Source organism: Streptococcus cristatus, from assembly GCF_003943465.1.
GTDB lineage: Bacteria > Bacillota > Bacilli > Lactobacillales > Streptococcaceae > Streptococcus > Streptococcus cristatus_C.
In genome coordinates this window covers 208,205-234,240 of the sequence record NZ_RJPR01000002.1, presented here as the reverse complement: position 1 = coordinate 234,240, position 26,036 = coordinate 208,205, and the positions used below count along the sequence as shown (strand labels likewise).

Here is a 26,036-nt window from a genome sequence, read left to right as displayed (position 1 = left end):
TTTCTCGCAAACATGATATAATAATTCTATATTTTGTTGTTGAAAAGAGACGGTATGAAATTACTTTATACGGATATCCGCAGTCCTTTGACGGCGCATTTGGCTAAGCAAGCTCAGGACTTAGCAGCGGCCGGCAAGCGGGTCTTTTATATAGCACCCAACTCGCTTTCTTTTGAAAAGGAGCGAGCAGTTTTGGAGGCATTAGAAAATCACGCTTCCTTTGCTATTACGGTGACACGTTTTGCTCAGATGGCTCGTTATTTTGTCCTTAATGATGTTCAAGATGGACAGCCCTTGGACGACATTGGTCTAGGTATGCTATTTTATCGGATTTTATCGGAAATGGATGATCGAGAACTAAAGGTTTATGGGCGGATCAAGAAAGATGCACAATTTATCCAGCAACTGCTAGACCTTTATCATGAGCTTCAGACAGCTCAGATGACTTTTGCGGATTTGAATTATCTAGAAGAGCCAGAGAAGCGCGAGGATTTACTCAAGATTTTCACAGCCTTTTCTGCTGCTCTTCAGGCGGGAAATTATGATGCGACCTCTAAACTCACAATTTTTGCCCAGCATATTCTAGCTGGAGATTTGGATGGGGAATTGGCTAATCTTGCACTGGTTATCGACGGCTTTACCCGCTTCTCAGCAGAAGAGGAATATCTAGTAGATTTGCTACATCGCAAGGGAGTGGAGATTGTCATTGGCGTTTATGCTAGCCAAAAAGCCTACCGGACAGCCTTTCGCGAGGGTAATCTTTATCAGGCTAGTGTGGATTTTCTGCTCAAGCTGGCTCAAACTTATGAGGTCAAGCCAGAGTATCTAGCGGGAGATTCGACTCAGTCTGATGATGCCTTTGGCAAGATTTCTAAGATTTTAGAGAGTCGCTATGATTTTTCTGAAACCCATGTGGAATTGACCGAAGATGACCGCTCTCACTTAGAAATTTGGTCAGTTCGTAATCAAAAAGAAGAACTAGAGTATGTGGCCAAGTCCATTCGTCAGCGGCTCCATGATGGCGCTCGCTACAAGGATATCCGACTGCTTTTGGGTGATGTGGAGGCCTACCAGCTCCAGCTGAAGACCATCTTTGACCAATATCAGATTCCCTTTTATTTGGGGCGGTCTGAGTCTATGGCTCAACATCCTTTGGTCCAATTTTTAGAGTCACTGGAACGGCTGAAACGCTATAATTTTCAGACAGAAGATTTACTCAATCTTTTAAAAACCGGCCTGTATGGCGGCTTGCGTCAGGAGGAGCTGGATAGTTTTGAACAGTACCTTCGCTTTGCGGAAATTAAAGGAGCAGCCAAGCTGGGGAGAGATTTCACCATCAACCGTCAGGAGAAATTTGACCTGAAGCGGCTCAATGTCATGCGTCGGAGTCTTATCACGCCTCTATTAGACTTTTTCAAATCTCGCAGTCAGACAGCGACTGGTCTCTTGGCTAAATTTACCAACTTTATCAAAGAAGTTCGCTTGGATACCAATCTGACTGGTCTGTTGGAAGATGCAAGCCAGCAGGAAGTGGAGCGGCAGGAGGAAGTCTGGAAGACCTTTTGCCATGTTCTAGAGCAACTTGCTCAGGTGTTTGATGGTAGCAAGCTCAAGATCGATGATTTTCTGGCTCTGATTCTGTCTGGCATGCTCCTGGCCAAGTACCGAGTTGTACCAGCAACAGTGGACGTGGTGACAGTTCAATCCTACGATTTGATTGAGCCCATGGCTGCGCCTTATGTCTATGCTATCGGATTGACGCAGGAGCGCTTGCCCAAGTTAGCGCAAAATAAAAGTCTGCTTAGTGATGAGGAACGTCAGGCCTTAAACCAAGCAACGGGGGACGAGGCCGAGTTGCAGATAGCTAGCAGTGAAAATCTCAAGAAAAACCGCTTTGCCGCCCTATCTTTACTCAATTCAGCGACAGAAGATTTGGTCCTGTCTGCCCCTGTCTTAATCAACGAAGTAGAAGATGCCATGTCTTCCTATTTGACGGAGCTGGAAATAGCGCCTATTTCTCTACCCATCATCAGCAAGCTACCACAGGCTAGTAGCGACGATATTGGGACTTATCGGGCTCTGTTGGCGCGCGTGATTGACCTCTATCAGGAGGATATCGACCGCGAATGGACACTGGAGGAGCAGACCTTTTGGGCAGTGGCCATTCGAGTCTTGCGTAAGAAGTTGGCAGCTGAAGGGATTTCTATTCCCCAGATCAGCAAGGAGTTGAAAACGGAGCCTCTCAAGTCGGAAACCCTTCAGGCTCTGTATCCTTCAGAGCAGCCTTTGAGACTATCAGCCTCCGCTCTCAATGAATATTTTAAAAACCAGTATGCCTATTTCCTTAAGTATGTCCTGCGACTACAGGAGGAGTGGACCATTCAGCCGGATGCGCGCAGTCACGGGATTTTCCTCCACCGAATCTTTGAAAAGGTTATGCAGGAGCACTTGGAGCAGGATTTCGACACTCGCTTGCAGCGGGCTATGGAGGAGACTAGCTGGGAGGCTGAGTTTGAAACGGTCTATGGAGAAAATGGCGAGACCCAGTTTGCCCGTCGATTGTTATTGGACACGGCTCGGGCTACTGGCCGTATCTTGGCTCAGTCGGATGGGCTGGAGGTCATTGGTGAGGAGACTGACTTTGGTCGGGATGATCGACCTTTCTTACTTTTGGACAATGGCAGAGCTCTTCAGGTGAGCGGCAAGGTGGACCGGATTGATCGTTTGACGGAGACGGGGAGTCTGGGAGTTGTGGATTACAAGTCGGGCGATACCAAATTTAGCTTTGAAAAGTTCTTTAATAGGCTTAATTCTCAGTTGCCGACCTACCTAGCAGCTATCCGAGAAATGCCAGAATACCAGGAAGACAAGGGAATTTTCGGTGCCATGTACCTACAGATGACGGAGCCCCTAGCCAGCCTCAAGGACACCAAGGCACTGGACGAGGCTGTGAAACAGGTCATGAAAAGTCAGGTTTACAAAGGCCTCTTTCTGGCTGACCAAGCCAAGGACTTGGGCACTAACTATGAGAAAAGCAAGGTTAATCTGTTGACCAAGGAAGAATTAGAAGTGATTTTGGCCTACAATGCCTATCTCTATCAGCAAGCAGCAGAAGGCATTTTAGCCGGTCGATTTGCCATCAATCCTTATACAGAAAATGGCCGCAGTATTGCCCCTTACGTGGACCAGTTTAAGGCCATTACAGGCTTTGAAGCCAATCTCCATCTGGGGCAGGCTAGACAGCTGACCAAGTTAAATCTAGAGCAGTACGAAAAACGGCCAACAGGCGAGAAGCTGCGTCAAGCCTGGCTAGAAAAAATCAAGGAGGAGTTGGATAAATGAGACGGATTCCCTTTTTAAAAGAGCAGGATATCCTAGTCAAGCAGGCTGAGGAAGCTGCCTCTGACAAGCCACAAAAGCGTACACCAGAGCAGATCCAAGCCATCTACTCTTCTGGTCAGAATATTCTTGTTTCGGCTTCGGCTGGCTCTGGTAAGACCTATGTTATGGTTCAGCGGATTATTGACCAGATTCTTAGAGGTGTGGAGGTCAGCCAACTCTTCATCTCCACCTTTACTGTCAAGGCGGCAGGTGAGCTCAAGGAACGGCTGGAGAAGGAGCTGAGTCTGGTACTCAAGGAGACTTCCGATCAGGAACTCCGCCAGCATCTGGCTCAGCAGTTGGCTGAAATTGCCAATGCGGATATTGGTACTATGGACGCTTTTACCCAGAAAGTAGTCAATAAGTACGGCTACTTGCTGGGGCTGGCACCGCATTTTCGGATTTTACAGTCGGCCAGTGAGCAGCTCATTCTACAAAATGAAGTCTTTGACCAGCTTTTCGATACCTATTATGAGAGTGATCAGCAGGAATTATTTAGTCGCTTGGTCAAAAATTTCACTGGTAAGCGCAAGGACATTTCTGGTTTCCGCCAGCAGATTTATAGTATTTATAGTTTTCTCCAGTCTACCAGCAATCCGCGAAAATGGTTGGAAGAGACCTTTCTTCTAGGCTATGAAACCAGTGATTTTGAAGCAGAGCGGGAGCGAATACTATCTGGATCTAGGCAGTCTTTGCTGGATTTGGAAGATTTTTTCCAGAGCCATCTAGCCCATGAAGGTCAAGCCTTTGCTGGAGCTAAATATCAGGAAAATGTTCAGGCAGCCTTAGATATCTTGGCTGAGCTGACAGAGCAGACCGGATCTGAGCAGTTGCTAGACCTAATTCAGCGCTTTTTAGAATTGGCCAAGACCTCTAACCATCAGGCTTTTACTGCCCGAGTTGGTAAGAATGCGGACGAGCTTAAAAAAGAGCTGGCTCAGATCTATAATGAGGCCCGCAAGCCCTTGATAGAGCGAATTAAAGAGCTGGATGTCCGCCTTTACCATCTGAATTTTATGGAGCAGCATCAATCTGAAGCTCTTCCTCAACTGGATTTGTTGCGAGATTTTGTCCGAGATTTCTCACAGGCTTATTTGCAACGCAAAGTAGCAGAAAATGCCTTTGAATTTGGCGACATCAGCCATTTTGCAATTGAGATTTTAGAAAATTATCCAGAGGTGCGGCGTTTTTATCAGGATAAGTACCATGAGGTCATGGTCGATGAGTATCAAGACACCAACCATACTCAGGAGCGAATGCTGGAATTGCTGGCTCGAGGAAATAATCGCTTTATGGTTGGCGATATTAAGCAATCCATCTATCGATTCCGTCAGGCCGATCCGCAGATTTTTAATGATAAATTTAAACTCTATCAGGCCGATCCTAGTCAGGGCAAGCTGATTATTCTCAAGGAAAATTTCCGCAGTCACATTGAGGTACTGGAAGCGACCAATGATGTCTTTAAACGACTCATGGACGAGGAAGTCGGCGAGATCGACTACAATGAGACCCACTATTTGGTGGCGGGAAATCCAGCCAAACGGGATCCTAACCCAGCCAATCAGGCGGAATTTCTGCTTTATGACGGTAGCGCTGATAGCGAAGAAGAGGATTCTGACCAAGGTCTGCCCAGCATTTCAGCGGGTGAGGTAGCCTTGGTAATCAAGGAAATCATCCGCCTTCATAATGAAGAAGGGGTGGATTTCAAGGACATGACCTTGCTGACAGCTTCGCGGACCCGCAATGATCTGATATTGGCAGAGTTTGACCGGCATCATATCCCGATTGTGCCTGATGATGGGGAGACCAATTACCTCCAGTCGGTAGAGGTTATGGTGATGCTGGATACCTTGCGAACCATTAACAATCCTCTCAATGACTATGCCCTGACCGCTCTCCTAAAGTCGCCGATGTTTGACTTTGATGAGGATGAATTGACTCGGCTAGCCTTGCAAGCCTCCAGTTCTAAGTCTATGGAAAATCTCTACGAAAAGTTGAGGAATGCTCTGACCGATCAAGGTCTGGAACCTCAGCTCATCCATGGTGAATTGCGCAAGAAACTGCAGCACTTCCAGGAAACGCTGAATGACTGGCGCAACTATTCCAAGACCCATTCTCTCTATGATTTAATCTGGAAGATTTATCAGGATCGTTTTTACTACGATATGGTAGGCGCTCTGCCCAACGGTGAGCAGCGTCAGGCCAATCTCTATGCCCTGTCCTTGAGGGCCAACGACTATGAAAAGTCGAGTTTCAAAGGCTTGTCCCGCTTTATCAGCATGATTGACCGAATTTTGAAAAATGAGCACGATTTGGCCAGTGTCCCTCTGGCTGCTCCGAAAAATGCGGTCCAGTTAATGACTATCCATAAGAGTAAGGGGCTGGAGTTTAAATATGTCTTCCTGCTCAATATGGACAAGGCCTTCAATCGTCAGGATAGCAGCTCTGCTATTATCCTCAGCCGACAAAAAGGTATTGGAATCAAATATGTGGCCGATGTGCCCGTTGTGGCTCAGGATCCTCATGCGCCAAAGCAGATCCGTATTTCCATGGAGACCCTACCCTATCAGCAGAATGCCGAAGAACTCAAGCTGGCGAGCCTGTCTGAGCAGATGCGTCTGCTCTATGTGGCCATGACGCGGGCTGAAACCAAGCTCTATCTGGTCGGCAAGGGCAAGCAAGCTAAGCTCCAAGAGCGCAAGTGGGGGACTAGCCAAAATGGTCGCTTATCTAGCAGTCTTCGAAGCCAGCTGACCAATTTTCAGGATTGGCTCTATGCTATTCAGTCAGTGTTTGAAAAGGAAAATCTAGCTTATCAAACCCGCTTTGTAACTGATCAGGAGCTGACAGACGAGCAGATTGGAGTAGTGGAGCAGGCTGATCCTATTCCAGTAGATGATTTGACGGGCAACCGTCAGTCAGAAGATATCCGCCGAGCTCTGGATATCTTGGAGAATGTAGATCGGCTCAACAGCCTCTATCAAGCAGCTATTGAATTGCCTAGTGTTCGCACGCCCAGTCAAATCATGAAGTTCTATGAGCCAGTTATGGACTCAGAAGGGCTGGACATTATGGATGCGCCTCGAAGTTATCAGACTCAGCTGTCTTTTGAACTGCCTGATTTTGGCAAGAAGAAGCAAGTCACGGGAGCTCAAATCGGTTCTGCTGTCCATGAGCTCATGCAAAGGATTCCGCTGGATCGTCCTATTACAAAGACTAGCATTCGCCAAGCCTTGACTCAGGTTCAGGCAGATGCGGTAGTTAAGAAAGAGATTGACTTGGCTAAGATTGAAGCCTTTTTCGCTACAGAACTAGGTCAGCTAATCCAGCAGGAGGCCGATCATCTCCATCGGGAAGCACCTTTTGCCATGCTCAAGCAGGATCCAGCCAGTGGTCAAGACTTTGTTGTTCGGGGAATCTTAGACGGCTACCTGCTCTTTGATGATCGCATTGTCCTCTTTGACTATAAGACTGATCGCTATCATGAGCCGACAGGGTTGGTGGAGCGCTACCGAGCTCAGCTGGATCTCTATGCTGAAGCACTCAGCCGTTCCTATGGTCTTAGCCAAGTAGACAAGTATTTGATTCTACTAGGAGGGACTGAATTACAGGTGGTCAAGGTGGACTAGTCTGCTTGGGGAATAATTAAAGTTCTAGCAAGAAAGGATATTACTAAGGGAAATGCTTGGCGGAAGACTAGGTACATGAATTAAGTACTAATCTTCCCTTGACGTTTCCTTTTTTTGCTTCTTTTGGGTATAATAGAAGATATGAAAGTATTACTATATCTAGAAGGAAAGTCTGTTTTAGAAAAATCAGGCATCGGCCGCGCCTTGCAGCATCAAATGCATGCACTGGATCTGGCAGGAATTCCTTATACCACAGATGTTTTAGGAGATTATGATGTCGTGCACATCAATACTTACGGACCTCGTAGCTTGCTTCTTCTCCATGCAGCTAAGCGGAGAGGCAAAAAAGTGATCATGCACGGACATTCGACCAAAGAAGACTTTGAAAATTCTTTTATTGGATCCAATCTTTTTGCACCTTTGTTTGGCAAATATCTAGCGCACATGTATAAAATGGCGGACTTCATCATTACTCCGTCTGAGTATTCAAAAAAATTGATTGAATCCTACGGTGTGACGACGCCCATTATGGCTGTCTCAAACGGCATTGACCTGTCGAAATACAAGAAAGATGAACGCAAGGAAGAGGTCTTTAAAAAACATTTTCAGATTGCAGAGGGGCAGAAAGTCGTAATTTGTGCCGGCCTTTATTTCAGACGAAAAGGAATCGAAGACTTTGTCGAAGTAGCTCGCAGAATGCCAGATGTCCGCTTTATCTGGCTGGGCTCTATCAATCTCTGGCTTATTCCGCGCAAAATTCGAGATCTTGTCCTCTATAATCATCCAGAAAATGTGGAATTTCCAGGTTATTTCAAAGGCGCAGTTTTTCAAGGAGCCATGTCAGGCAGCGATGCCTTCTTTTTCCCGTCTTATGAAGAGACTGAAGGGATTGTGGTCCTAGAAGCGCTGGCCAGCGGCCAACACGTGGTCCTGCGTGATATTCCTGTTTATAATGGATGGATTGATGAAGATTCGGCGGAGCTTTGTCATAATGTAGATGAGTTTGTCGAATCGCTTCGTAAGGTTCTCGACGGAAAAGTAGATAAACGTGAAGCAGGCTATCGTGTTGCGGAGAGTCGCTCTATCGATGACGTCGCGCTTAAGTTGGTCAAGGCTTACCAAACAGTTTTGGAGATGTGATATGCGGATTGGTCTTTTTACAGATACCTATTTTCCTCAGGTTTCCGGGGTGGCGACGAGCATTCGCACCCTCAAGACTGAGCTAGAGAAACTAGGTCACAAAGTCTTTATTTTTACTACGACGGACAAGGATGTCAATCGTTATGAAGATTGGCAGATTATCCGTATTCCCAGCGTGCCTTTCTTCGCTTTTAAGGATCGGCGCGTGGCTTATCGTGGTTTTTCCAATGCCTTAGAAATTGCTCGCCAGTATCAGCTGGACATTATCCATACCCAGACAGAGTTTTCGCTGGGTCTCTTGGGCATCTGGATTGCCAAGGAACTGCGGATTCCAGTGGTTCACACCTACCATACCCAATATGAGGACTATGTGCACTATCTTGCCAAGGGCATGGTCATTCGTCCAAGTATGGTCAAGTACATCGTGCGTGGTTTTATGAGCGATTTGGATGGTGTCATTTGTCCATCTGAGATTGTTTACGATCTTTTGGTCGGTTACAAAATCAAGGCAGAAAAACGGGTTATTCCGACAGGAATCGACTTGGCCAAATTTGACCGCCCAGAACTCTCACGGGAAGACATCAAGAAACTGCGCTTTAAGCTGGGCATAGCGGAAGATGAAGTCATGCTGCTCAGTCTATCCAGAATATCCTACGAGAAAAATATCCAGGCGATTGTTGAAGCACTGCCAATGGTTTTGGAAGAAAATGCCAAGGTGAAGTTGGTCATTGTCGGAGATGGACCTTATGCTGAGGACTTAAAAGCCTTGGTAACCCAGCTTCATATTAAGGATTCAGTCATTTTTACAGGGATGATTGCACCGAGCGATACGGCCCTCTACTATAAGGCGGCAGATTTCTTTATCTCAGCCTCAACCAGTGAGACGCAGGGGCTGACTTATCTGGAAAGTCTAGCCAGCGGTACGCCCATCATCGCCCATGGCAATCCTTATCTGGACAATGTAATCAGCGATAAAGCCTTTGGTACGCTTTATTATGAAAGTCGAGATTTAGCAGGGGCTATTTTGGAGGCCATTTTGGCAACGCCAGACATGGACGAGAAAAAGCTAGCCGATAAATTATACGAGATTTCCGCCGAGAATTTTGGTCGTCGAATCTATGAATTCTATTTGGATTTGACCATTAGCAAGGATTTTCATAACGATCTCAATCCTGAAGAAACGATGGCCAAACGCTTAGCCAAGACCATTGTCTATTTGCCAGGAAAAATCATGTCACTGCCGGTAAACAGCTCAACTAGGATGATAAAAGCCTCTAAGAAGCAGATAAAGAATATTCGGAAATATTGGGAATAAACTTTCTCATAAGGCCTAATGAACGGAGGTGCTCTTATGAAAGTCCATAAAAAAGAAATATTCTTTTTGCTCCCCCTTTTCTTTTTCTATTTTGTCTTTTATATACTGTTACGGTATGGGCCAATGGATTCCATCTTAAGTAAGGGGCTAGTAGTTGGAAATGTTCTCATCTACTCTCCTCTGGCAACCTTGTTGGTATCCCTGCTCTATGCAGCTTTATATGGATTTTCTTTGCGCTTTTCTTTCTTGGTTGCCCTCTTATTTTTCTTGACTATTTTCACCTTTGGGGAGTGGATTCCTCTTTATCATGCCGCCTATTTCCTTTTCTCACTAGCTGGAAATGGCTTGGGGCATGTGATTTATAGATTTACTAGGAAAAATAGCAGAGCTGAAAACCAATAAAAGTTCTTGCAAATTTTTTCAATCGTGCTATAATAATTCTTAGAGACATATCACCTGCAGGAAATCTTTTAGAGAGCGCGTGGAGCTGGAAATCGCGTAGAGGATGCAGTTGGGACTACTCTATCAGCTTTTATGCAAACATAAAACGGTGGCTACGTTAGAGCCAATCAGAGGTGTAGGTCTTTTTGACTTGCATAAATGAAGGTGGAACCACGTTGCGACGTCCTTTCGAGGATGTCGTTTTTTGTATGGAGAATAGTTACGACAAAGTTAAAATGAATTTAGCCAAGAGCTGAATGAGGTGATAGATTTGAAGAAATATTTATCTTGGATGATGGCTTGTACCTTCCTATTAGTCTATGTCTGGCTAATGAATACGCTCAGTCTATGGGGAACGGAAAATATTGTCGTCTTTTCATTTTTTCTACTCATTCCTCTCTTGCCATTTCTTGCCCCCTTTCTTGGTATCTTAATGTTTTTCAACAACAAGAAACTCATTATAACAGGATATCTTTTAAGTTTGACAGCTGGTATCTATTTGGTCAATGCGATCAAAAGTTATCCGATAAGAATATACATGAGAGGTGAGATGACTCAGGAGGAATATCTGTCTCTTATTCTTTCTTTGGTAGGCTATCTATTTATTTCTACGCTTTTCTTTATTTTTAGAATGAAAAAGCTAAAATGAAATTGATTGTTATCATTCTTTGTTGATAGCTAGTTTCCCAGTTCTTCAAACCTCAGTTATAAAAATACGATAATTTTTTAAAGGAGAAAACCATGATTAAGATTACTTTCCCAGATGGCGCTGTTCGTGAATTCGAATCTGGCGTTACAACTTTTGAAATTGCGCAAAGCATCAGCAATTCCCTCGCTAAAAAAGCCTTGGCTGGTAAATTCAACGGCAAACTCATCGACACGACTNGTGCTATCACCGAAGATGGTTCCATCGAAATCGTGACACCTGATCACGAAGATGCTCTTCCAATCTTGCGTCACTCAGCTGCCCACTTGTTCGCTCAAGCAGCCCGTCGCCTTTTCCCAGATATTCACTTGGGGGTTGGTCCAGCTATCGAAGATGGTTTCTACTACGATACGGACAACACAGCTGGTCAAATCTCTAACGAAGACCTTCCTCGTATCGAAGAAGAAATGAAGAAGATCGTCAAAGAAAACTTCCCATCTATTCGTGAGGAAGTAACCAAAGACGAAGCACGTGAAATCTTCAAGAACGACCCTTACAAGTTGGAATTAATTGAAGAACACTCAGAAGACGAAGGTGGTTTGACTATCTACCGTCAGGGTGAATACGTGGACCTTTGCCGTGGACCACACGTTCCGTCAACTGGTCGCATCCAAATCTTCCACCTTCTCCATGTAGCTGGTGCTTACTGGCGTGGAAATAGCGACAATGCTATGATGCAACGTATCTACGGTACAGCTTGGTTTGACAAGAAAGACTTGAAGAACTACCTTCAAATGCGAGAAGAAGCTAAAGAACGTGACCACCGTAAACTTGGTAAAGAACTGGATCTCTTCATGATTTCACAAGAGGTTGGTCAAGGACTTCCATTCTGGTTGCCAAATGGTGCGACTATCCGTCGTGAATTGGAGCGCTACATTGTCGACAAGGAATTGGCTTCTGGCTACCAACACGTTTACACTCCACCACTTGCTTCTGTGGAGCTTTACAAGACTTCTGGTCACTGGGATCATTACCAAGAAGACATGTTCCCAACCATGGACATGGGTGACGGGGAGGAATTTGTCCTTCGTCCAATGAACTGCCCACACCACATCCAAGTCTACAAACACCATGTTCACTCATATCGTGAATTACCAATCCGTATCGCTGAAATTGGGATGATGCACCGTTACGAAAAATCTGGTGCCCTCACTGGCCTTCAACGTGTGCGTGAAATGTCACTCAACGACGGTCACCTCTTTGTTACTCCAGAACAAATCCAAGAAGAATTCCAACGTGCCCTTCAGTTGATTATCGATGTTTATGAAGACTTCAACTTGACTGAATACCGCTTCCGTCTCTCTCTTCGTGACCCTCAAGATACTCACAAGTACTTTGACAACGATGAGATGTGGGAAAACGCCCAAACTATGCTTCGTGCAGCACTTGATGAAATGGGCGTTGACTATTTTGAAGCTGAAGGTGAAGCAGCCTTCTACGGACCAAAATTGGATATCCAGGTTAAGACAGCCCTTGGAAAAGAAGAAACCCTTTCTACTATCCAGCTTGACTTCTTGCTTCCAGAACGCTTCGACCTTAAATACATTGGGGCTGACGGGGAAGAACACCGTCCAGTCATGATCCACCGTGGGGTTATTTCAACCATGGAGCGCTTCACAGCTATCTTGATTGAGAACTACAAGGGTGCCTTCCCAACATGGCTTGCACCACATCAAGTGACCCTCATCCCAGTATCTAACGAAAAACACGTGGACTATGCATGGGAAGTGGCTAAGAAACTCCGTGACCGTGGTGTCCGTGTCGATGTGGATGAGCGCAATGAAAAAATGCAGTTCAAGATCCGTGCTTCTCAAACCAGCAAGATTCCTTACCAATTGATCGTTGGAGATAAGGAAATGGAAGACGGAACAGTCAACGTTCGCCGCTACGGCCAAAAAGAAACACACACTGTCTCAGTTGATGACTTTGTTGAATCTATCCTGGCTGATATCGCCAACAAATCACGCGTGGCTAAAGAAGATTAAAATAAAAAGGCAAATTCGATTGAGGGAGCTCCTCAATAGGCTTTGCCTTTTCATTTTTTACAATTTTGTTAAACGTAATCCTCTCTCATCCCTGTGTTTTGTCTAATCCCATGAAAAATGATATAATAGAATAAAAGGACAGGGGAGAGAGATGTTAAAGAGAGATTTACTGAGAAATATTATCATTGTGACGGTATTTATTGCCATTCTGATGGGGCTACGCTTATTTGTCTATACACCTTATCGTATCACCAAGCAAGATGCCAATTCTTTCTTAGCGGAAAATGATTTGGTTTTGGCGGATAAGACAGCCAAGCTTGCTCGTGGGGAATTTGCTCTCTATGAGGTCGATGGAAAAGAATATGTCGGCCGTGTCATTGCTATGGAAAATGACAAGGTGACCTATATGGATAACTTGCTGTATCTGAACGATCAGGTGCAATCAGAGCAATATATCGAAAAGATGCGAGAGAAATATCTGGCTTCGGCTGCCAGCACGGGCTATTATACCCACGATTTTTCTGTTGTTGACTTAAAAGGAGCGACTTCTGATACCATCCCTAAAAATTCTTATTTAATCTTAAATGATCGGCGAGAAAATACGAAAGATAGCCGTGAGTTTGGTCTGATCAAAAAAGAGCAGATTAAGGGAAGTGTAGAATTTCGCGTGTCTCCCTTAAACAAATTTGGTTTTATTGAAACGAAGTAGCAAAAAACTAGGCTGGAAATTCCAACCTAGTTTTCTTTTTGAGACGTTTTAAGACTTTCTTTGGTTTTCTTAAGCTCTTTTTTCAGCGAGAAGTTTTTAGACATGCTGATGAGAAAGGTTGTAATAGAGCCTAGGAGGACAGAGACCAAAATCAAAATGATTAAGGGAAGTTTAAAGCTGAAAAGGATAAAGCTAACATTGACGCTCTGCATATTTGCTAAAGAAATGCTAGCAACCAATAGGATGGTAATCAATAGCAGGATATAGTGTAATTTTTCTTTCATAATGATTCTCCTAATTATTCAAATTCAGCCTTGCTCTTGATATCTCCATATTCTTCTTGAGTTTCTTGGGCTAGGATATCCTCATAGGCTGCAAGTTCAATGGCAGAGCCATACTTGTTTTTCAGAGCAGTGGTCACGAGACGATAAGCTAAGTTTGCGTTGCGGGACAAGATAGGGCCATGGAAGTAGGAGCCAAAGACATTTTTATAATGAACGCCTTCGCAACCATCCTCTAGGTTGTTGCCATTTCCATAGACGACCTTGCCCAGAGGTTTTTCGTCGTCAGAGAGGAAAGTCCGTCCTTGGTGATTTTCAAAGCCGTAGTAGGTTTCGTTAAATTCTTCGTTATGAATCTTGATGTCACCAATATAGCGATTCTTGACTTGGTTGAGAGTGTAGTGTCCCATGATGCCCAGTCCTTCGATTCGACGGCCAGACGCTTCGATATAGTATTGGCCTAGAAGTTGGAAACCGCCGCAGATAGCGAGCACAACGCCGTTGTCATTGATGAAATTTTCCAAAGCTTCCTTTTTAGCTGGCAGGTCACGAGCCACGATCGTTTGCTCATAGTCTTGACCTCCGCCAAAGAAGACGATGTCATAGCTATCCTTATCAAAGTCATCCTCTAGGGAGACGATATCAACCTCAACCCTAGCGCCTAGCTTTTCAGCTACATACTTGAGCATGAGGACATTGCCATTGTCGCCATAGGTGTTCATAAGGTCGCCGTAGAGATGAGCGATTTTTAAGTCATAGTGATAATCCTGGTTTTCAGGAGAAACGAGGGATCTATAAACCATTAGTTCATCTCCTTTCTGATTACTTGTCGCTCTGCCAGCAATTCACGAAATTCCAGCATGGCGGTATAAGTAGCTAGGATATAGGCGTGTTTGGTTTCTTGCTCTTCAATCAACTTAAAGACGGCTTCCAAATCTTTGACTTCGGTAATCTGATCTGCTGGATAGCCCGTCACGCGCAGTCGACGAGCAATCTCTGAGTGGCGCACACCACCTGCAATGACCTGAGGAATATTCATTTCTAGAATTTTCTCAAAATCAGCATCCCAGATCCAGCTGGTATCAATACCGTCTGCATAGTTGGCATTGAGCAGGACAGATAGGCTAAAGTCAAAAGGTGCCAGCTCAATCATCTCCAAGGCTTGGGTGGCTCCGACCGGATTTTTGATCAAGACCAAGGTACATTCCTTATTGCCGATTTTGAAAGTTTCCTGACGGCCAAAGACAGCCCGGCTCTTGTCAAAGCCAGCCTTGATGGTAGCCGGCTCAACTCCGAAGAACTGAGCAACTGACACAGCGGCCAAGGCATTGTAGATATTGTAGAGACCACCGATATTGATCTGATAGTCTTGTCCATCAATGGTAAAGGCAGAGCGATTATGCTCAAGTGCTTTGAGAGCGGTCAGGCTGTAGTCTAGCTTAGGGCGCTTGAAGCCACAGTCCTCACAGATGTAAGCTCCGAGATTGGCATAAGTATTGAGCTCGTACTTGAGGATATGCTCGCACTTAGGACAGAGGATACCCTCGGTATTGTAGTGTGCTAGCTTAGGTTGGCTTTTCTCCGTGTCAAATCCATAGTAGCGGACAGGATTTTTCAGGCTGACCGAGTTAAAGAGGGGGCTGTCACCATTCATCAGCACAGTTGCTTCAGGTACTTTAGCTGCAGCATCCAGAATCATCTGGTAAGTTGTGTAGATCTCACCATAGCGGTCCATCTGGTCACGGAAAATATTGGTAAAGACGAAGAGGCTAGGCTTGATATAATCACAAATCCGAGACAGGCTGGCTTCATCGATTTCCAGCACTGCGATATGTTTGCCAGATTTCCCTTTTTTAGCTGTTAGGAAGGTCGTGGTAATTCCCGTAATCATATTGGCACCGCTAGGATTGGTCACCACTTCTCCGAAAGCTTCCTTGAGAATGCCCACTGTCAAAGCTGTAGTCAGAGTTTTTCCGTTGGTTCCAGTAATAACCACAACTTCGTAGTTCTTGGCCAAGTTTTGCAGAATGTTTTTGTCAAATGTGAGGGCAACTTTCCCTGGCAGAGTCGAGCCGCGTCCCATTTTGCTGAGAACAAAGTGGGAGGACTTGCCTGCTAGGAGGCCCAATGCTGTATTTATCTTCATAAGAAATATTTTATCATAAAAAAGTAAAGAAGGTTACAGAAAAATATTCTTAAAAGTGATATAATGGTTGAGAACTGTTTGTTTTTGACTGGGAGGGCCACTATGCAATGAACTTTCAACAATTAACCAATCTCCAATACTGGGCTAATGTATTCAGTAATCCTTGGAATATTTTAATCAACATTATTGATATTGCTTTAGTTACATGGATTTTATATCATTTTACCAAAGCAATTGCCGGAACCAAAATTATGATTCTGGTTCGGGGAGTGCTCTTCTTTATCTTGGCACAGTTTTTAGCGAATATCATTGGTTTGACGACTATTTCATGGTTGATCAATCAGGTTATTACTTACGGGGTCATTGCGGCGGTGGTGATTTTCTCGCCTGAGATTCGGACTGGTCTTGAAAAGCTAGGTAGAGCGACCGAGATTTTTTCAGCCACGCCAGTCAGCAGCGAGGAGAAATTGATTCAAGCCTTTGTTAAGGCAGTGGCTTACATGAGTCCGCGTAAGATCGGTGCCTTGGTGGCTATTCAGGGCGCTCGAACGTTGCAGGAATACATTGCAACGGGAATCCCTCTGGATGCGGATATATCTGGGGAACTGTTGATCAATATTTTCATTCCTAATACGCCTCTGCATGATGGGGCAGTTATTATCAAAGATAATAAGATCGCTGCCTCTTGTGCCTATTTGCCGCTTACAGAAAGCACAGGTATTTCCAAGGAATTTGGGACTCGGCACCGGGCTGCGATTGGCCTTTCAGAAGTTTCAGATGCCTTTACTTTTGTCGTGTCTGAGGAGACAGGCGGTATTTCTACGACACATAATGGAGTCTTCAAGCATGACTTGAGTTTGAGCGAGTTCGAATCACAGCTGCGGGAAGTTCTCTTATCAGACAAGCATGAGAAAATGAGCCTAAAGAATCGTATCCTAGGAGGATGGAAGAATGAAACAAAGTAAAAAAATTCTCTATATTATCTCCTCCTTATTTTTTGCTTTGGTTTTGTTTATTTATGCGACGTCTAGTAGTTTTCAAAATAGTATCAGCATTCGCCAAGTGACCTCGGAAACTTACAGCAATACGATTTCTAATGTCCCGATTGATATCAAGTATGATAGTGAACGGTACTTCATTAGCGGCTTCACTTCCGAAGCTAGCGTTGTTTTGACGGGTTCTAATAGAGTGGCTTTAAGTAGCGAAATGCAGGAAAGTACACGGAAGTTCCATGTGGTAGCGGATTTATCCAATGCATCAGAAGGAACAGTCGAAGTGCAGCTGAAAGTCGAAAATCTACCTAGCGGCCTGTCTGCTACGGTCAATCCGCAAAAAATTTCAGTCAAGATAGGTAAGAAAGCAAGCAAGAAAGTGCCAGTGAAGTATCTCATCACAGGCAGTCAGGTTGCAGAAGATATCTTTATCACAAATGTGAGCTTGGAGCANGAAGAAGTGACAGTGACAAGCGATGAAGAAACTTTGGAAAAAGTTAATCATGTCGCAGCAGTTTTACCAAGCAATGTCACTATTTCAGGAAATTATAGTGGGGCAGCTTCCTTGCAGGCTATGGATGCCAATGGGAATGTTTTGCCAAGTGTTGTGACACCGTTTGAAACAACGATGAAAGTTACGACCAAAACCACACATTCGAATTCGTCAAGCTCAAAATCGAGCTCAAGTTCGAATTCATCTAGTAAATAAATGCAAGATTTGAAAGGAAAATTTTAAAAATGGGTAAATATTTTGGAACCGATGGTGTTCGTGGAGAAGCTAATGTGGAATTAACGCCGGAATTGGCCTTTAAACTGGGCCGTTTTGGTGGATATGTTCTGAGCCAACACGAAAGTGAAGTTCCTCGGGTATTTGTTGGCCGTGATACACGTATTTCGGGAGAAATGCTGGAGAGTGCCTTGATTGCAGGTCTGCTTTCTGTGGGGATTCACGTCTACAAACTTGGTGTGATTGCTACTCCAGGTGTTGCTTACTTGGTTAAATCCGAAAAAGCTAGCGCGGGTGTCATGATTTCGGCTAGCCACAATCCTGCTCTTGATAACGGCATCAAATTCTTTGGTGGCGATGGTTATAAACTGGATGATGAACGCGAACTTGAAATCGAAGCTTTGCTGGACGCAGCAGAAGATACCCTTCCACGTCCAAGTGCTGAGGGCTTAGGGAAAGTCGTGGACTATCCTGAAGGCCTGCGTAAGTACCAACAATATCTTGTTTCAACAGGTTTAGATCTTGAAGGAATGCACGTTGCCCTCGATACGGCAAATGGCGCTGCTTCAACTAGCGCCCGTCAAATTTTTGCTGATTTGGGTGCCCAGCTGACTGTTATCGGAGAAAATCCAGATGGTCTCAACATTAACTTAAATGTAGGCTCTACTCATCCAGAAGGCTTACAAGAAACAGTCCGTGAGTCAGGTGCGGCAATTGGTCTCGCTTTTGATGGCGATAGCGACCGTTTGATTGCTGTTGATGAAAATGGCGATATTGTAGATGGTGATAAGATTATGTACATCATCGGCAAGTATCTGTCTGAAAAAGGCCAATTGGCCCAAAATACAATTGTGACTACCGTTATGTCCAACCTTGGTTTCCACAAAGCCTTGGAGCGCGAAGGCATCAATAAAATAGTGACTGCCGTTGGTGACCGCTATGTGGTAGAAGAAATGCGCAAGAAAGGTTATAATCTAGGTGGTGAGCAATCTGGACATGTCATTATCATGGATTATAATACTACTGGTGATGGTCAATTGTCAGCAGTGCAATTAACCAAAGTGATGAAAGAAACTGGCAAGAGCTTGTCTGAACTTGCGGCAGAAGTGACCATTTACCCACAAAAATTGGTCAATATCCGTGTCGAAAATGCTATGAAGGATAAGTCAATGGAAGTTCCGGCCATCAGAGCCATTATTGAAAAAATGGAAACTGAAATGGCAGGAAACGGCCGTATCCTTGTCCGCCCAAGTGGGACAGAACCGCTTCTGCGTGTCATGGCTGAAGCGCCAACTCACGAAGAAGTGGACTATTATGTGGACACGATTGCGGATGTTGTCCGTGCTGAAATTGGTATCGAATAAAAGTCAAAAGATTGGAGAAGCCTCCTATTTGGAGTGAGTTCTTCAATCTTTTTAAATTATTCTCATAAATATCTTTTAGGATTTTTTGGATAATGGAGTAAAACCTCTCTTTTTCTTTTTCATCTCGTAAATATTTGAAAAAGTATGCTAATCGTGTTAAAATATAGGGAGTAATCTAGGAATTGAGGTAATAAAGTGGCTTTTGGAGATAACGGACAACGTAAAAAAACTGGATTTGAAAAATTGACAATGCTGGTCGTGGTAATCATGTTACTTGTAACGATTGGTGCAATTTTTGCACAAGCTATCGGCGTAATCTTCTAATCCTAAACGCTGCAAGGCGTTTTTTTAGAGTAAAAAAGAAGCGAGAATTTATATGAGTATGTTTTTAGATACAGCCAAGATTCAGGTCAAGGCTGGCAAGGGCGGCGATGGCATGGTAGCCTTTCGCCGAGAAAAATATGTACCCAATGGTGGACCTTGGGGCGGCGATGGCGGTCGTGGCGGCGATGTGATTTTTGTCGTGGATGAAGGACTGCGTACCTTGATGGACTTCCGTTACAACCGTCATTTCAAGGCTCAATCAGGCGAAAAAGGAATGACTAAGGGAATGCATGGTCGAGGAGCGGAGGATTTGATTGTCCGTGTACCGCAGGGGACGACCGTTCGTGATGCTGAAACTGGCAAGGTCATGACGGATTTGATTGAGCACGGTCAACGTTTCGTCGTAGCGCATGGCGGTCGTGGTGGTCGTGGCAATATTCGCTTTGCCACACCTAAAAATCCTGCTCCGGAAATTTCTGAAAATGGGGAACCCGGTCAGGAAAGAGAATTACTGCTGGAGCTAAAAGTGCTGGCCGATGTTGGTTTGGTTGGTTTTCCTTCGGTTGGTAAGTCAACACTTCTGAGTGTGATTACATCAGCTAAGCCGAAAATCGGAGCCTATCACTTTACCACGATTGTTCCTAATCTGGGCATGGTTCGGACTCAGTCTGGGGAATCTTTTGCCGTAGCCGATCTGCCAGGGTTGATCGAAGGAGCCAGTCAGGGAGTAGGTCTAGGTACCCAGTTTCTTCGACATATTGAGCGGACACGGGTCATTTTGCACGTTATTGATATGTCTGCCAGTGAGGGTCGCGATCCTTATGAAGATTACCTTGCGATCAATAAAGAGCTAGAATCCTATAATTTGCGCTTGATGGAACGGCCGCAGGTCATTGTAGCCAACAAGATGGATATGCCTGATAGCGCAGAAAACTTGGAAGAATTCAAGAAAAAACTGGCTGCCAATTATGACGAATTTGAAGAGTTGCCGCAGATTTTCCCTATTTCTAGTCTGACCAAGCAGGGGCTTGCCACGCTCTTGGATGCGACGGCTGAGTTGCTGGATAAGACACCTGAGTTTCTACTTTATGAAGAATCCGATATGGAAGACGAGGCTTATTATGGCTTTGATGAAGAAGCACCAGCCTTCGAAATCTCCCGTGATGATGATGCTACATGGGTACTTTCAGGTGATAAACTAGAAAAACTCTTTACAATGACTAACTTTGACCGTGATGAGTCCATCATGAAATTCTCCCGTCAGTTGCGTGGTATGGGCGTTGACGAGGCGCTTCGTGCGCGTGGTGCCAAGGACGGAGATTTGGTGCGCATCGGTAAGTTTGAGTTTGAATTTGTTGACTAAGGAGATATGTAATGGGTGATAAACCAATATCTTTTCGAGACGAAAATGGCAACTTTGTCTCAGCAGCAGATGTTTGGAATGCAAAAAAGCTGGAAGAACTCTTTAATCGGCTGAATCCAAATCGCAAACTTCGTCTTGAGCGAGAAAAATTGAAAGAAAATCAATAATTGAAACCAATCCTTTGAGATGAAGGAATGAGTGACAGTAGTCATGCTGCCTCATTCCAGATTTCAAAGGATTTTCTATTTGAAAAATAAAAAAAGCCAAATCCGATTTCTCGGATTTGGCTTTGTATCAACATTCTTTTTAATGTCAATACAGTTCTTATTTGAGACCGTATTTTTTGTTGAAACGATCCACACGTCCATCTGCTTGAGTGAACTTTTGACGTCCAGTGTAGAATGGATGTGAGTCTGATGAAATTTCGACACGGATCAATGGGTAAGTTTCACCTTCGAATTCAACAGTTTCGTTTGAACGTTTAGTTGAACCGCTAAGGAACTTGTAGCCAGTAGTAGTGTCCATAAATACAACTTGACGGTATTCTGGGTGAATGTCTTTTCTCATTTTAAAAAAATCCTTTCTGCCATGGACTCTTTGCGAGCCATAGATTAGTTACTTTGATAGTTTATCAAATTATAAATGATTTGACAAGTCTTTTGGATGATTTTCTTACTTTTTTGCTCTTTCTTTTAATTTTTGATAAATTAAGTCCACTTCATCTTTGGAATAAGCATTGGCACCGCTGGCAAGTGGGTGGCCACCTCCATCATGTTGCTTGGCAATTTCATTGATTGGAGTAAATTTACTGCGCATCCGCACACGATAATGGCCGTCAGGCTGTTCGACAAAGATGGCCCACATTTGGACATCTTCGATTCGTCCGGGTGCAGCTACAATGGCTGAAGTATCAGCATCTGTCAGCTGATTTTCTTTCAATAATTGCTGAGATAGGATAACGCGTGCAGCACCATTCTCATCAATTTCTAGATTATCGTAGACATAGCCCTGGAGTTTGGCAACTTGATGCGTGATGGAGTCCATTTTTCGAGAAAGCTCTGAAAAATTAAAAGCGTATTGGCGGAGTTTTCCAGCTACCTCAAATGTGCGTGCAGTAGTCGCTGGATAGAGGAAGCGCCCTGTATCCCCAACAATGCCAGCATAGAGAAGTTTAGCGATATAGTCATTTACTTCTAAGTGATTCTCGAAAGCAAAAAGAGCGATAATTTCGCTTGTGCTACTAGCATCAGTATCAACCAGCAGCAAATCTCCGTAGGCATCATCGTTGGGATGATGGTCGATTTTAATCAAAAAGTCGCCCATGCTGTAGCGCTGATCATCAATGCGGGGAGTGTTGGCTGTATCGCATACGATTACTAAGGCCTGCTCATAGTCCGCATCTGTGACCTCATCCATCTTTGCTAGCCAAGTAAGACTAGGCTCGTCGTAACCTGTTACTTTGATAGATTTTTCAGGAAAGTTGAGCTGGAGAAGTTTTTGTAAGCCGACTTGACTGCCAATTGCATCTGGGTCGGGGCGCATGTGGCGGTGGATGATAATTTTATCGTATTCCTTAATTTTTTTCAGAATTTTACTATAGATACTCATTGTAAACCTCTTAAACTTTCTCTAGTTATTGTAGCATAAGAATTTTTATTTTTAAAATAAAAAAGATGTGTTATAATGAATGAAGATTATAATTTGGAGGGAACTATGACCTTAGCGAAAATTGTATTTGCCAGCATGACTGGAAACACCGAGGAAATTGCCGATATTGTGGCGGATAAGCTAAGAGAACTAGATGTAGAAGTTGAAGTTGACGAGTGTACCACTGTCGATGCAGAAGATTTCTTGGAAGCGGATATTACGATTGTAGCGACCTATACCTACGGTGACGGTGAGCTGCCGGATGAAATGATGGACTTTTACGAAGACTTATCTGGTTTGGATTTGTCTGGCAAGGTCTACGGAGTGGTCGGTTCAGGCGATACTTTTTATGATGAATTCTGCAAGGCTGTTGATGACTTTGATGCTGTTTTTGCGGCTACAGGAGCAGTGAAAGGTTCAGAATGTGTCAAAGTAGATCTTTCTGCAGAAGAAGATGATATTGAGCGCTTGGAAGCATTTGCGGAAGAGTTAGTAAGTAAAGTTTAAAATGACAATATAGGAAGCGGCTGTGGCCGTTTTTCTTTTGTTAAAGTATTATTTTCTGACAATTCTCATGATTAGGAGTATAATATAGGTAAGCGTTATCCCTTAGATAAAGGAGGAATTTCTATGAAAGAACGCGACTATGCTTTTGGCTTTCATGATGATGTCAAGCCGCTCTTTTCAACTGGTAAGGGCCTGACAGAAGAAGTTGTTCGAGAAATCTCAGAAATCAAGAATGAGCCCCAGTGGATGTTGGATTATCGCCTCCGCTCTCTGGAACTTTTTCATAAGCTGCCCATGCCTGACTTTGGACCAGATTTATCAGGTATTCGCTTTGATGATATTATCTACTACCAGAAACTAAGCGGAGATCGGGCTCGCAGTTGGGATGAAGTCCCAGAGGAGATTAAGAAAACCTTTGATCGCTTGGGAATTCCAGAAGCGGAGAAGCAGTTTCTGTCTGGAGCTGTGGCACAGTACGAATCTGAAGTGGTTTATCATAATATGAAGGAAGAGTTTGCCAAGCTGGGGATTATCTTTACTGATACGGATACGGCTGTTCAGGAATATCCAGACTTGGTTAAGCAGTATTTTGGTACGGTGATTTCAAATGCTGAGCATAAATTTTCTGCGCTTAATAGTGCAGTTTGGTCCGGCGGCACCTTTATCTATGTGCCCAAGAACGTCCAGTGCCAAGTTCCTGTTCAGACCTATTTCCGTATCAACGGAGAAAATGCCGGCCAGTTTGAGCGCTCCTTGATGATTATCGAGGAGGGCGCTTCTATCCAGTATATCGAGGGCTGTACAGCACCGACTTACACAAGCAATAGTCTTCATGCGGCAAATGTCGAAATCATTGTCAAAAAGGATGCCTTTTTCCGTTACACAACCATTCAAAATTGGTCGGACAATGTCTATAACCTTGTAACGGAGCGGGGGATTGTTGAGGAGGGTGGCACTTTAGAGTGGATTGATGGGAACTTAGGCAGTAAGGTCAATATGAAATATCCTTGTAGCATTCTTAATGGCCGCAACGCAAGAACTTCTGTCCTATCCATGTCCTTTGCCAACTATGGCCAGCACTTGGATGCTGGCTGCAAGGTTTTTCATAATGCGCCCAAGACTTCCAGTACCTTAATTTCTAAATCAGTGGCTAAGGATGGCGGCAAGACAGACTATCGTGGTCAGGTTCGCTTTGGCAAGAATAGTGCAGGATCCAAATCTCATATCGAGTGCGATACCATTCTGATGGATGGCGAGTCCAGTTCTGACACCATTCCTTTTAATGAAATCCATAATTCCAATGTCGCGCTAGAGCATGAAGCCAAGGTTTCCAAAGTGTCTGAGGATCAGCTCTACTACCTGATGAGCCGTGGCATTAGCGAAGAAGAAGCAACAGCAATGATTATCAACGGATTTATGGAACCTATTACCAAAGAACTACCAATGGAATACGCCGTCGAACTCAACCAACTCATCAACATGAGCATGGAAGGCTCAGTTGGTTAAAAAGGTCCAGCGGACCTTTTTAATCTGCGGATAAAAAACTCGCTTTTGCGAGTTCTCCTTAATCCAAAGGTCCTGAGGACTGTTTTAGGTTGCGGATAAAAACTCGCTTTTGCGAGTTTTCTTTTAATTTAAGGTCCAGTGGCCCTTTTCTATTTAGGATAAAACTAGAAGATTTTACTATTTTTTGATATGATAGATAGAATACGAGGAGGAATGAGATGATGTTAGAAGAAATCAGACGGGAAATTGACCAAGTAGATGACGCACTCGTTGCCTTACTAGAGCAGCGTATGAATTTGGTCGGCCAAGTTGTGGCTTTTAAAAAATCGACTGGGAAGGCTGTCGCAGATCCTAAGCGAGAAGAAAGGATCTTTGCTAGAGTTGCGAGCAAGATTGAAAATAAGGATTATCAAGAGCCAATTCTTGCGACCTTTGCGGATATCTTAAAGCATTCACGTGCTTTTCAGAAGAAGCAAATAAGATGAGTGAAGTAAAAAATTCTTTAGCAATCTTCCTAGCAGCGATGCTAGGCGGTTTACTCCGTTATCAATGCTCTTCCTTTTTCACATTCACGGGACATTTTCCTCTAGCGACACTTTTGGTCAACTATTTGGGAACTTTCTTCTTAGTCTATTTGGTTAGAGGCTATCTCAGTCGTAAGCAAGTTTCCAAGCGTTTTCTACTGGCTTTATCTACAGGTTTTTGTGGCGGCTTGACAACTTTTTCAGGTCTTCTGTTAGATTCGCTCAAATTGTTGGATTTAGGCCGTTATCCAGAATTGCTCCTATATCTTGCTTTGAGTATCGGCGGCAGCCTTTGCATTGCTTTATGGGCTGGAAGGAAGGTGACCGCATGATTTGGTTTTTGCTCATTGCTTGCGGTCTAGGAGCTCTTGTCCGTTACTTTTTTTCTAAGGTTAATAGCAGAGCTGCTTTGCCAATAGGCACCTTGATGGCTAATGTACTGGGAGCCTTTTTGATTGGATATTTTTATAATCATATCCAAGATAAACAGCTGTATAGCATTCTGGCAACAGGCTTCTGTGGCGGTTTAACAACTCTTTCCACGTTTAATGCGGAATTAGCAGAGCTGTTCTCAGATAAGAAGAAGTTTAGCCTCTATTTGATGCTGACCTATTTTTTAGGTTTTTTAGCGATTCTTTTAGGAATTTTTATCTAAAAATCTTTACTTTTACTAGAATTTTGATATAATATACTTTGTGCATAAATGGATGCACTAAAAAAACGGCTAATCCGCTGTTGTCTAGAACTACAAGATTAGTAAGATAGGAGAAAAAATGAATCCATTAATTCAAAGCTTGACTGAAGGTCAACTTCGCTCAGATATCCCTGCATTCCGTCCTGGTGACACTGTCCGCGTTCACGCGAAAGTTGTCGAAGGAACTCGCGAACGTATCCAGATCTTTGAAGGTGTCGTTATCGCTCGTAAAGGTGCTGGTATCTCAGAAAACTACACAGTTCGTAAGATCTCTAACGGTGTAGGTGTTGAACGTACTTTCCCAATCCACACTCCACGTGTTGACAAGATTGAAGTCGTTCGTTACGGTAAAGTTCGTCGTGCTAAATTGTACTACCTTCGTGCATTGCAAGGTAAGGCAGCGCGTATCAAAGAAATCCGTCGTTAATATCAGAAATGACTCTGTCACTTGGCAGAGTTTTTCTCTAGTCCCCTTAGTTCAATGGATATAACAACTCCCTCCTAAGGAGTAGTTGCTGGTTCGATTCCGGCAGGGGACATTAAACAACACTTAAAACCCTTGATTAACAAGGGTTTTTGTTATATTTGACCCAAATCTGCCCCAAAAGTTTCGAAAATATTTCTTATTCGATTATGATTTTTTTCTTCTTATTGC

General features: G+C 44.0%; 25 protein-coding genes, 1 tRNA gene and 1 pseudogene. 22 read left to right on the top strand and 5 right to left on the bottom strand.

Annotation, left to right across the window (positions count from 1 at the left end; genetic code table 11):
- The first annotated feature begins 54 nt into the window (after positions 1 to 54).
- From rexB to lepB, 9 genes and pseudogenes are all read left to right on the top strand, one after another.
- A complete protein-coding gene (gene rexB / locus D8793_RS03660) occupies positions 55 to 3,342 on the top strand; it encodes an ATP-dependent nuclease subunit B (protein WP_125370618.1) in 3,288 nt (1,095 codons plus the stop codon).
- Positions 3,339 to 7,010, top strand: a complete 3,672-nt coding sequence (addA, locus tag D8793_RS03655) for a helicase-exonuclease AddAB subunit AddA (RefSeq protein ID WP_125370617.1) — start codon at positions 3,339 to 3,341, stop codon at positions 7,008 to 7,010. Before rexB ends, addA begins: the two co-directional genes overlap by 4 nt.
- 141 nt (positions 7,011 to 7,151) lie before the next feature.
- A complete protein-coding gene (locus D8793_RS03650) occupies positions 7,152 to 8,150 on the top strand; it encodes an LTA glycolipid anchor biosynthesis glycosyltransferase, IagA/BgsA family (RefSeq protein ID WP_125370616.1) in 999 nt (332 codons plus the stop codon).
- A gap of 1 nt (position 8,151) precedes the next feature.
- On the top strand, positions 8,152 to 9,465 hold the full coding sequence (locus tag D8793_RS03645; protein WP_125370615.1) for a glycosyltransferase family 4 protein: 1,314 nt from the start codon (positions 8,152 to 8,154) through the stop codon (positions 9,463 to 9,465).
- Positions 9,466 to 9,501: 36 nt separating this feature from the next.
- The gene (locus D8793_RS03640; protein WP_125370614.1) at positions 9,502 to 9,867 is read left to right on the top strand and encodes a hypothetical protein; all 366 of its coding nucleotides are present in this window, start codon (positions 9,502 to 9,504) and stop codon (positions 9,865 to 9,867) included.
- 103 nt (positions 9,868 to 9,970) lie between these two features.
- Positions 9,971 to 10,163, top strand: a pseudogene (locus D8793_RS12385) (hypothetical protein).
- A 35-nt stretch (positions 10,164 to 10,198) separates the two neighbouring features.
- Positions 10,199 to 10,555 carry a hypothetical protein gene (locus tag D8793_RS03630; RefSeq protein WP_125370710.1) on the top strand — a complete coding sequence of 119 codons (357 nt, stop codon included), beginning with the start codon at positions 10,199 to 10,201 and terminating at the stop codon, positions 10,553 to 10,555.
- Positions 10,556 to 10,647: 92 nt separating this feature from the next.
- Positions 10,648 to 12,597 carry a threonine--tRNA ligase gene (gene thrS, locus D8793_RS03625; RefSeq protein ID WP_125386868.1) on the top strand — a complete coding sequence of 650 codons (1,950 nt, stop codon included), beginning with the start codon at positions 10,648 to 10,650 and terminating at the stop codon, positions 12,595 to 12,597.
- 151 nt (positions 12,598 to 12,748) lie between these two features.
- Positions 12,749 to 13,306 (top strand): signal peptidase I, encoded by a 558-nt coding sequence (gene lepB, locus D8793_RS03620; protein ID WP_125370612.1) that lies wholly within the window; start codon positions 12,749 to 12,751, stop codon positions 13,304 to 13,306.
- Between the two features lie 26 nt (positions 13,307 to 13,332).
- Here the strand turns inward: lepB and D8793_RS03615 are convergent, their stop codons facing one another.
- The 3 genes from D8793_RS03615 to murT are packed head-to-tail and all read right to left on the bottom strand — an operon-like array spanning position 13,333 to position 15,733.
- Complete coding sequence (locus D8793_RS03615) at positions 13,333 to 13,590, bottom strand: LapA family protein (protein WP_045499381.1); 258 nt, start codon at positions 13,588 to 13,590, stop codon at positions 13,333 to 13,335.
- A gap of 14 nt (positions 13,591 to 13,604) precedes the next feature.
- Positions 13,605 to 14,390 carry a lipid II isoglutaminyl synthase subunit GatD gene (gene gatD, locus D8793_RS03610; protein WP_125370611.1) on the bottom strand — a complete coding sequence of 262 codons (786 nt, stop codon included), beginning with the start codon at positions 14,388 to 14,390 and terminating at the stop codon, positions 13,605 to 13,607.
- Positions 14,390 to 15,733 carry a lipid II isoglutaminyl synthase subunit MurT gene (gene murT, locus D8793_RS03605; protein ID WP_125370610.1) on the bottom strand — a complete coding sequence of 448 codons (1,344 nt, stop codon included), beginning with the start codon at positions 15,731 to 15,733 and terminating at the stop codon, positions 14,390 to 14,392. The genes gatD and murT overlap by 1 nt, the downstream gene beginning before the upstream one ends.
- Before the next feature lie 107 nt (positions 15,734 to 15,840).
- On the opposite strand from murT, the gene cdaA reads away from it, so the two are divergent.
- The 6 genes from cdaA to D8793_RS03575 all read left to right on the top strand — a co-directional run bounded on the left by cdaA (position 15,841) and on the right by D8793_RS03575 (position 20,670).
- Complete coding sequence (gene cdaA, locus D8793_RS03600; protein WP_125370609.1) at positions 15,841 to 16,698, top strand: diadenylate cyclase CdaA; 858 nt, start codon at positions 15,841 to 15,843, stop codon at positions 16,696 to 16,698.
- A complete protein-coding gene (locus tag D8793_RS03595; RefSeq protein WP_125386867.1) occupies positions 16,685 to 17,434 on the top strand; it encodes a CdaR family protein in 750 nt (249 codons plus the stop codon). The genes cdaA and D8793_RS03595 overlap by 14 nt, the downstream gene beginning before the upstream one ends.
- A 29-nt stretch (positions 17,435 to 17,463) precedes the next feature.
- The gene (glmM, locus tag D8793_RS03590; protein ID WP_125370607.1) at positions 17,464 to 18,816 is read left to right on the top strand and encodes a phosphoglucosamine mutase; all 1,353 of its coding nucleotides are present in this window, start codon (positions 17,464 to 17,466) and stop codon (positions 18,814 to 18,816) included.
- Between the two features lie 195 nt (positions 18,817 to 19,011).
- Entirely contained in the window at positions 19,012 to 19,140 is a 129-nt protein-coding gene (locus D8793_RS03585; protein WP_065426516.1) for a DUF4044 domain-containing protein, read from the top strand.
- 52 nt (positions 19,141 to 19,192) lie between these two features.
- A complete protein-coding gene (gene obgE / locus D8793_RS03580) occupies positions 19,193 to 20,503 on the top strand; it encodes a GTPase ObgE (RefSeq protein ID WP_125370606.1) in 1,311 nt (436 codons plus the stop codon).
- An 11-nt stretch (positions 20,504 to 20,514) separates the two neighbouring features.
- Positions 20,515 to 20,670, top strand: a complete 156-nt coding sequence (locus tag D8793_RS03575) for a hypothetical protein (RefSeq protein ID WP_045499399.1) — start codon at positions 20,515 to 20,517, stop codon at positions 20,668 to 20,670.
- Positions 20,671 to 20,827: 157 nt separating this feature from the next.
- Here D8793_RS03575 and D8793_RS03570 read toward each other — a convergent pair whose 3' ends face one another.
- Entirely contained in the window at positions 20,828 to 21,070 is a 243-nt protein-coding gene (locus D8793_RS03570; RefSeq protein ID WP_048763695.1) for a type B 50S ribosomal protein L31, read from the bottom strand.
- Between the two features lie 105 nt (positions 21,071 to 21,175).
- On the bottom strand, positions 21,176 to 22,111 hold the full coding sequence (locus D8793_RS03565; RefSeq protein WP_125370605.1) for a DHH family phosphoesterase: 936 nt from the start codon (positions 22,109 to 22,111) through the stop codon (positions 21,176 to 21,178).
- Positions 22,112 to 22,216: 105 nt separating this feature from the next.
- Between D8793_RS03565 and D8793_RS03560 the strand changes: the two genes are divergently transcribed.
- The 7 genes from D8793_RS03560 to D8793_RS03530 all read left to right on the top strand — a co-directional run bounded on the left by D8793_RS03560 (position 22,217) and on the right by D8793_RS03530 (position 25,920).
- On the top strand, positions 22,217 to 22,657 hold the full coding sequence (locus tag D8793_RS03560; RefSeq protein WP_037586414.1) for a flavodoxin: 441 nt from the start codon (positions 22,217 to 22,219) through the stop codon (positions 22,655 to 22,657).
- A 123-nt stretch (positions 22,658 to 22,780) separates the two neighbouring features.
- The gene (gene sufB / locus D8793_RS03555) at positions 22,781 to 24,163 is read left to right on the top strand and encodes a Fe-S cluster assembly protein SufB (RefSeq protein WP_125370604.1); all 1,383 of its coding nucleotides are present in this window, start codon (positions 22,781 to 22,783) and stop codon (positions 24,161 to 24,163) included.
- Between the two features lie 218 nt (positions 24,164 to 24,381).
- On the top strand, positions 24,382 to 24,648 hold the full coding sequence (locus D8793_RS03550) for a chorismate mutase (RefSeq protein ID WP_125370603.1): 267 nt from the start codon (positions 24,382 to 24,384) through the stop codon (positions 24,646 to 24,648).
- The gene (crcB, locus tag D8793_RS03545; protein WP_125370602.1) at positions 24,645 to 25,019 is read left to right on the top strand and encodes a fluoride efflux transporter CrcB; all 375 of its coding nucleotides are present in this window, start codon (positions 24,645 to 24,647) and stop codon (positions 25,017 to 25,019) included. The genes D8793_RS03550 and crcB (D8793_RS03545) overlap by 4 nt, the downstream gene beginning before the upstream one ends.
- Positions 25,016 to 25,342, top strand: a complete 327-nt coding sequence (gene crcB / locus D8793_RS03540; protein WP_185760993.1) for a fluoride efflux transporter CrcB — start codon at positions 25,016 to 25,018, stop codon at positions 25,340 to 25,342. Before crcB (D8793_RS03545) ends, crcB (D8793_RS03540) begins: the two co-directional genes overlap by 4 nt.
- Positions 25,343 to 25,460: 118 nt before the next feature.
- Positions 25,461 to 25,808 carry a 50S ribosomal protein L19 gene (gene rplS / locus D8793_RS03535; RefSeq protein ID WP_005590628.1) on the top strand — a complete coding sequence of 116 codons (348 nt, stop codon included), beginning with the start codon at positions 25,461 to 25,463 and terminating at the stop codon, positions 25,806 to 25,808.
- A 40-nt stretch (positions 25,809 to 25,848) separates the two neighbouring features.
- A tRNA-Arg gene (locus tag D8793_RS03530) sits at positions 25,849 to 25,920 on the top strand.
- The last annotated feature ends 116 nt before the right edge of the window (positions 25,921 to 26,036 follow it).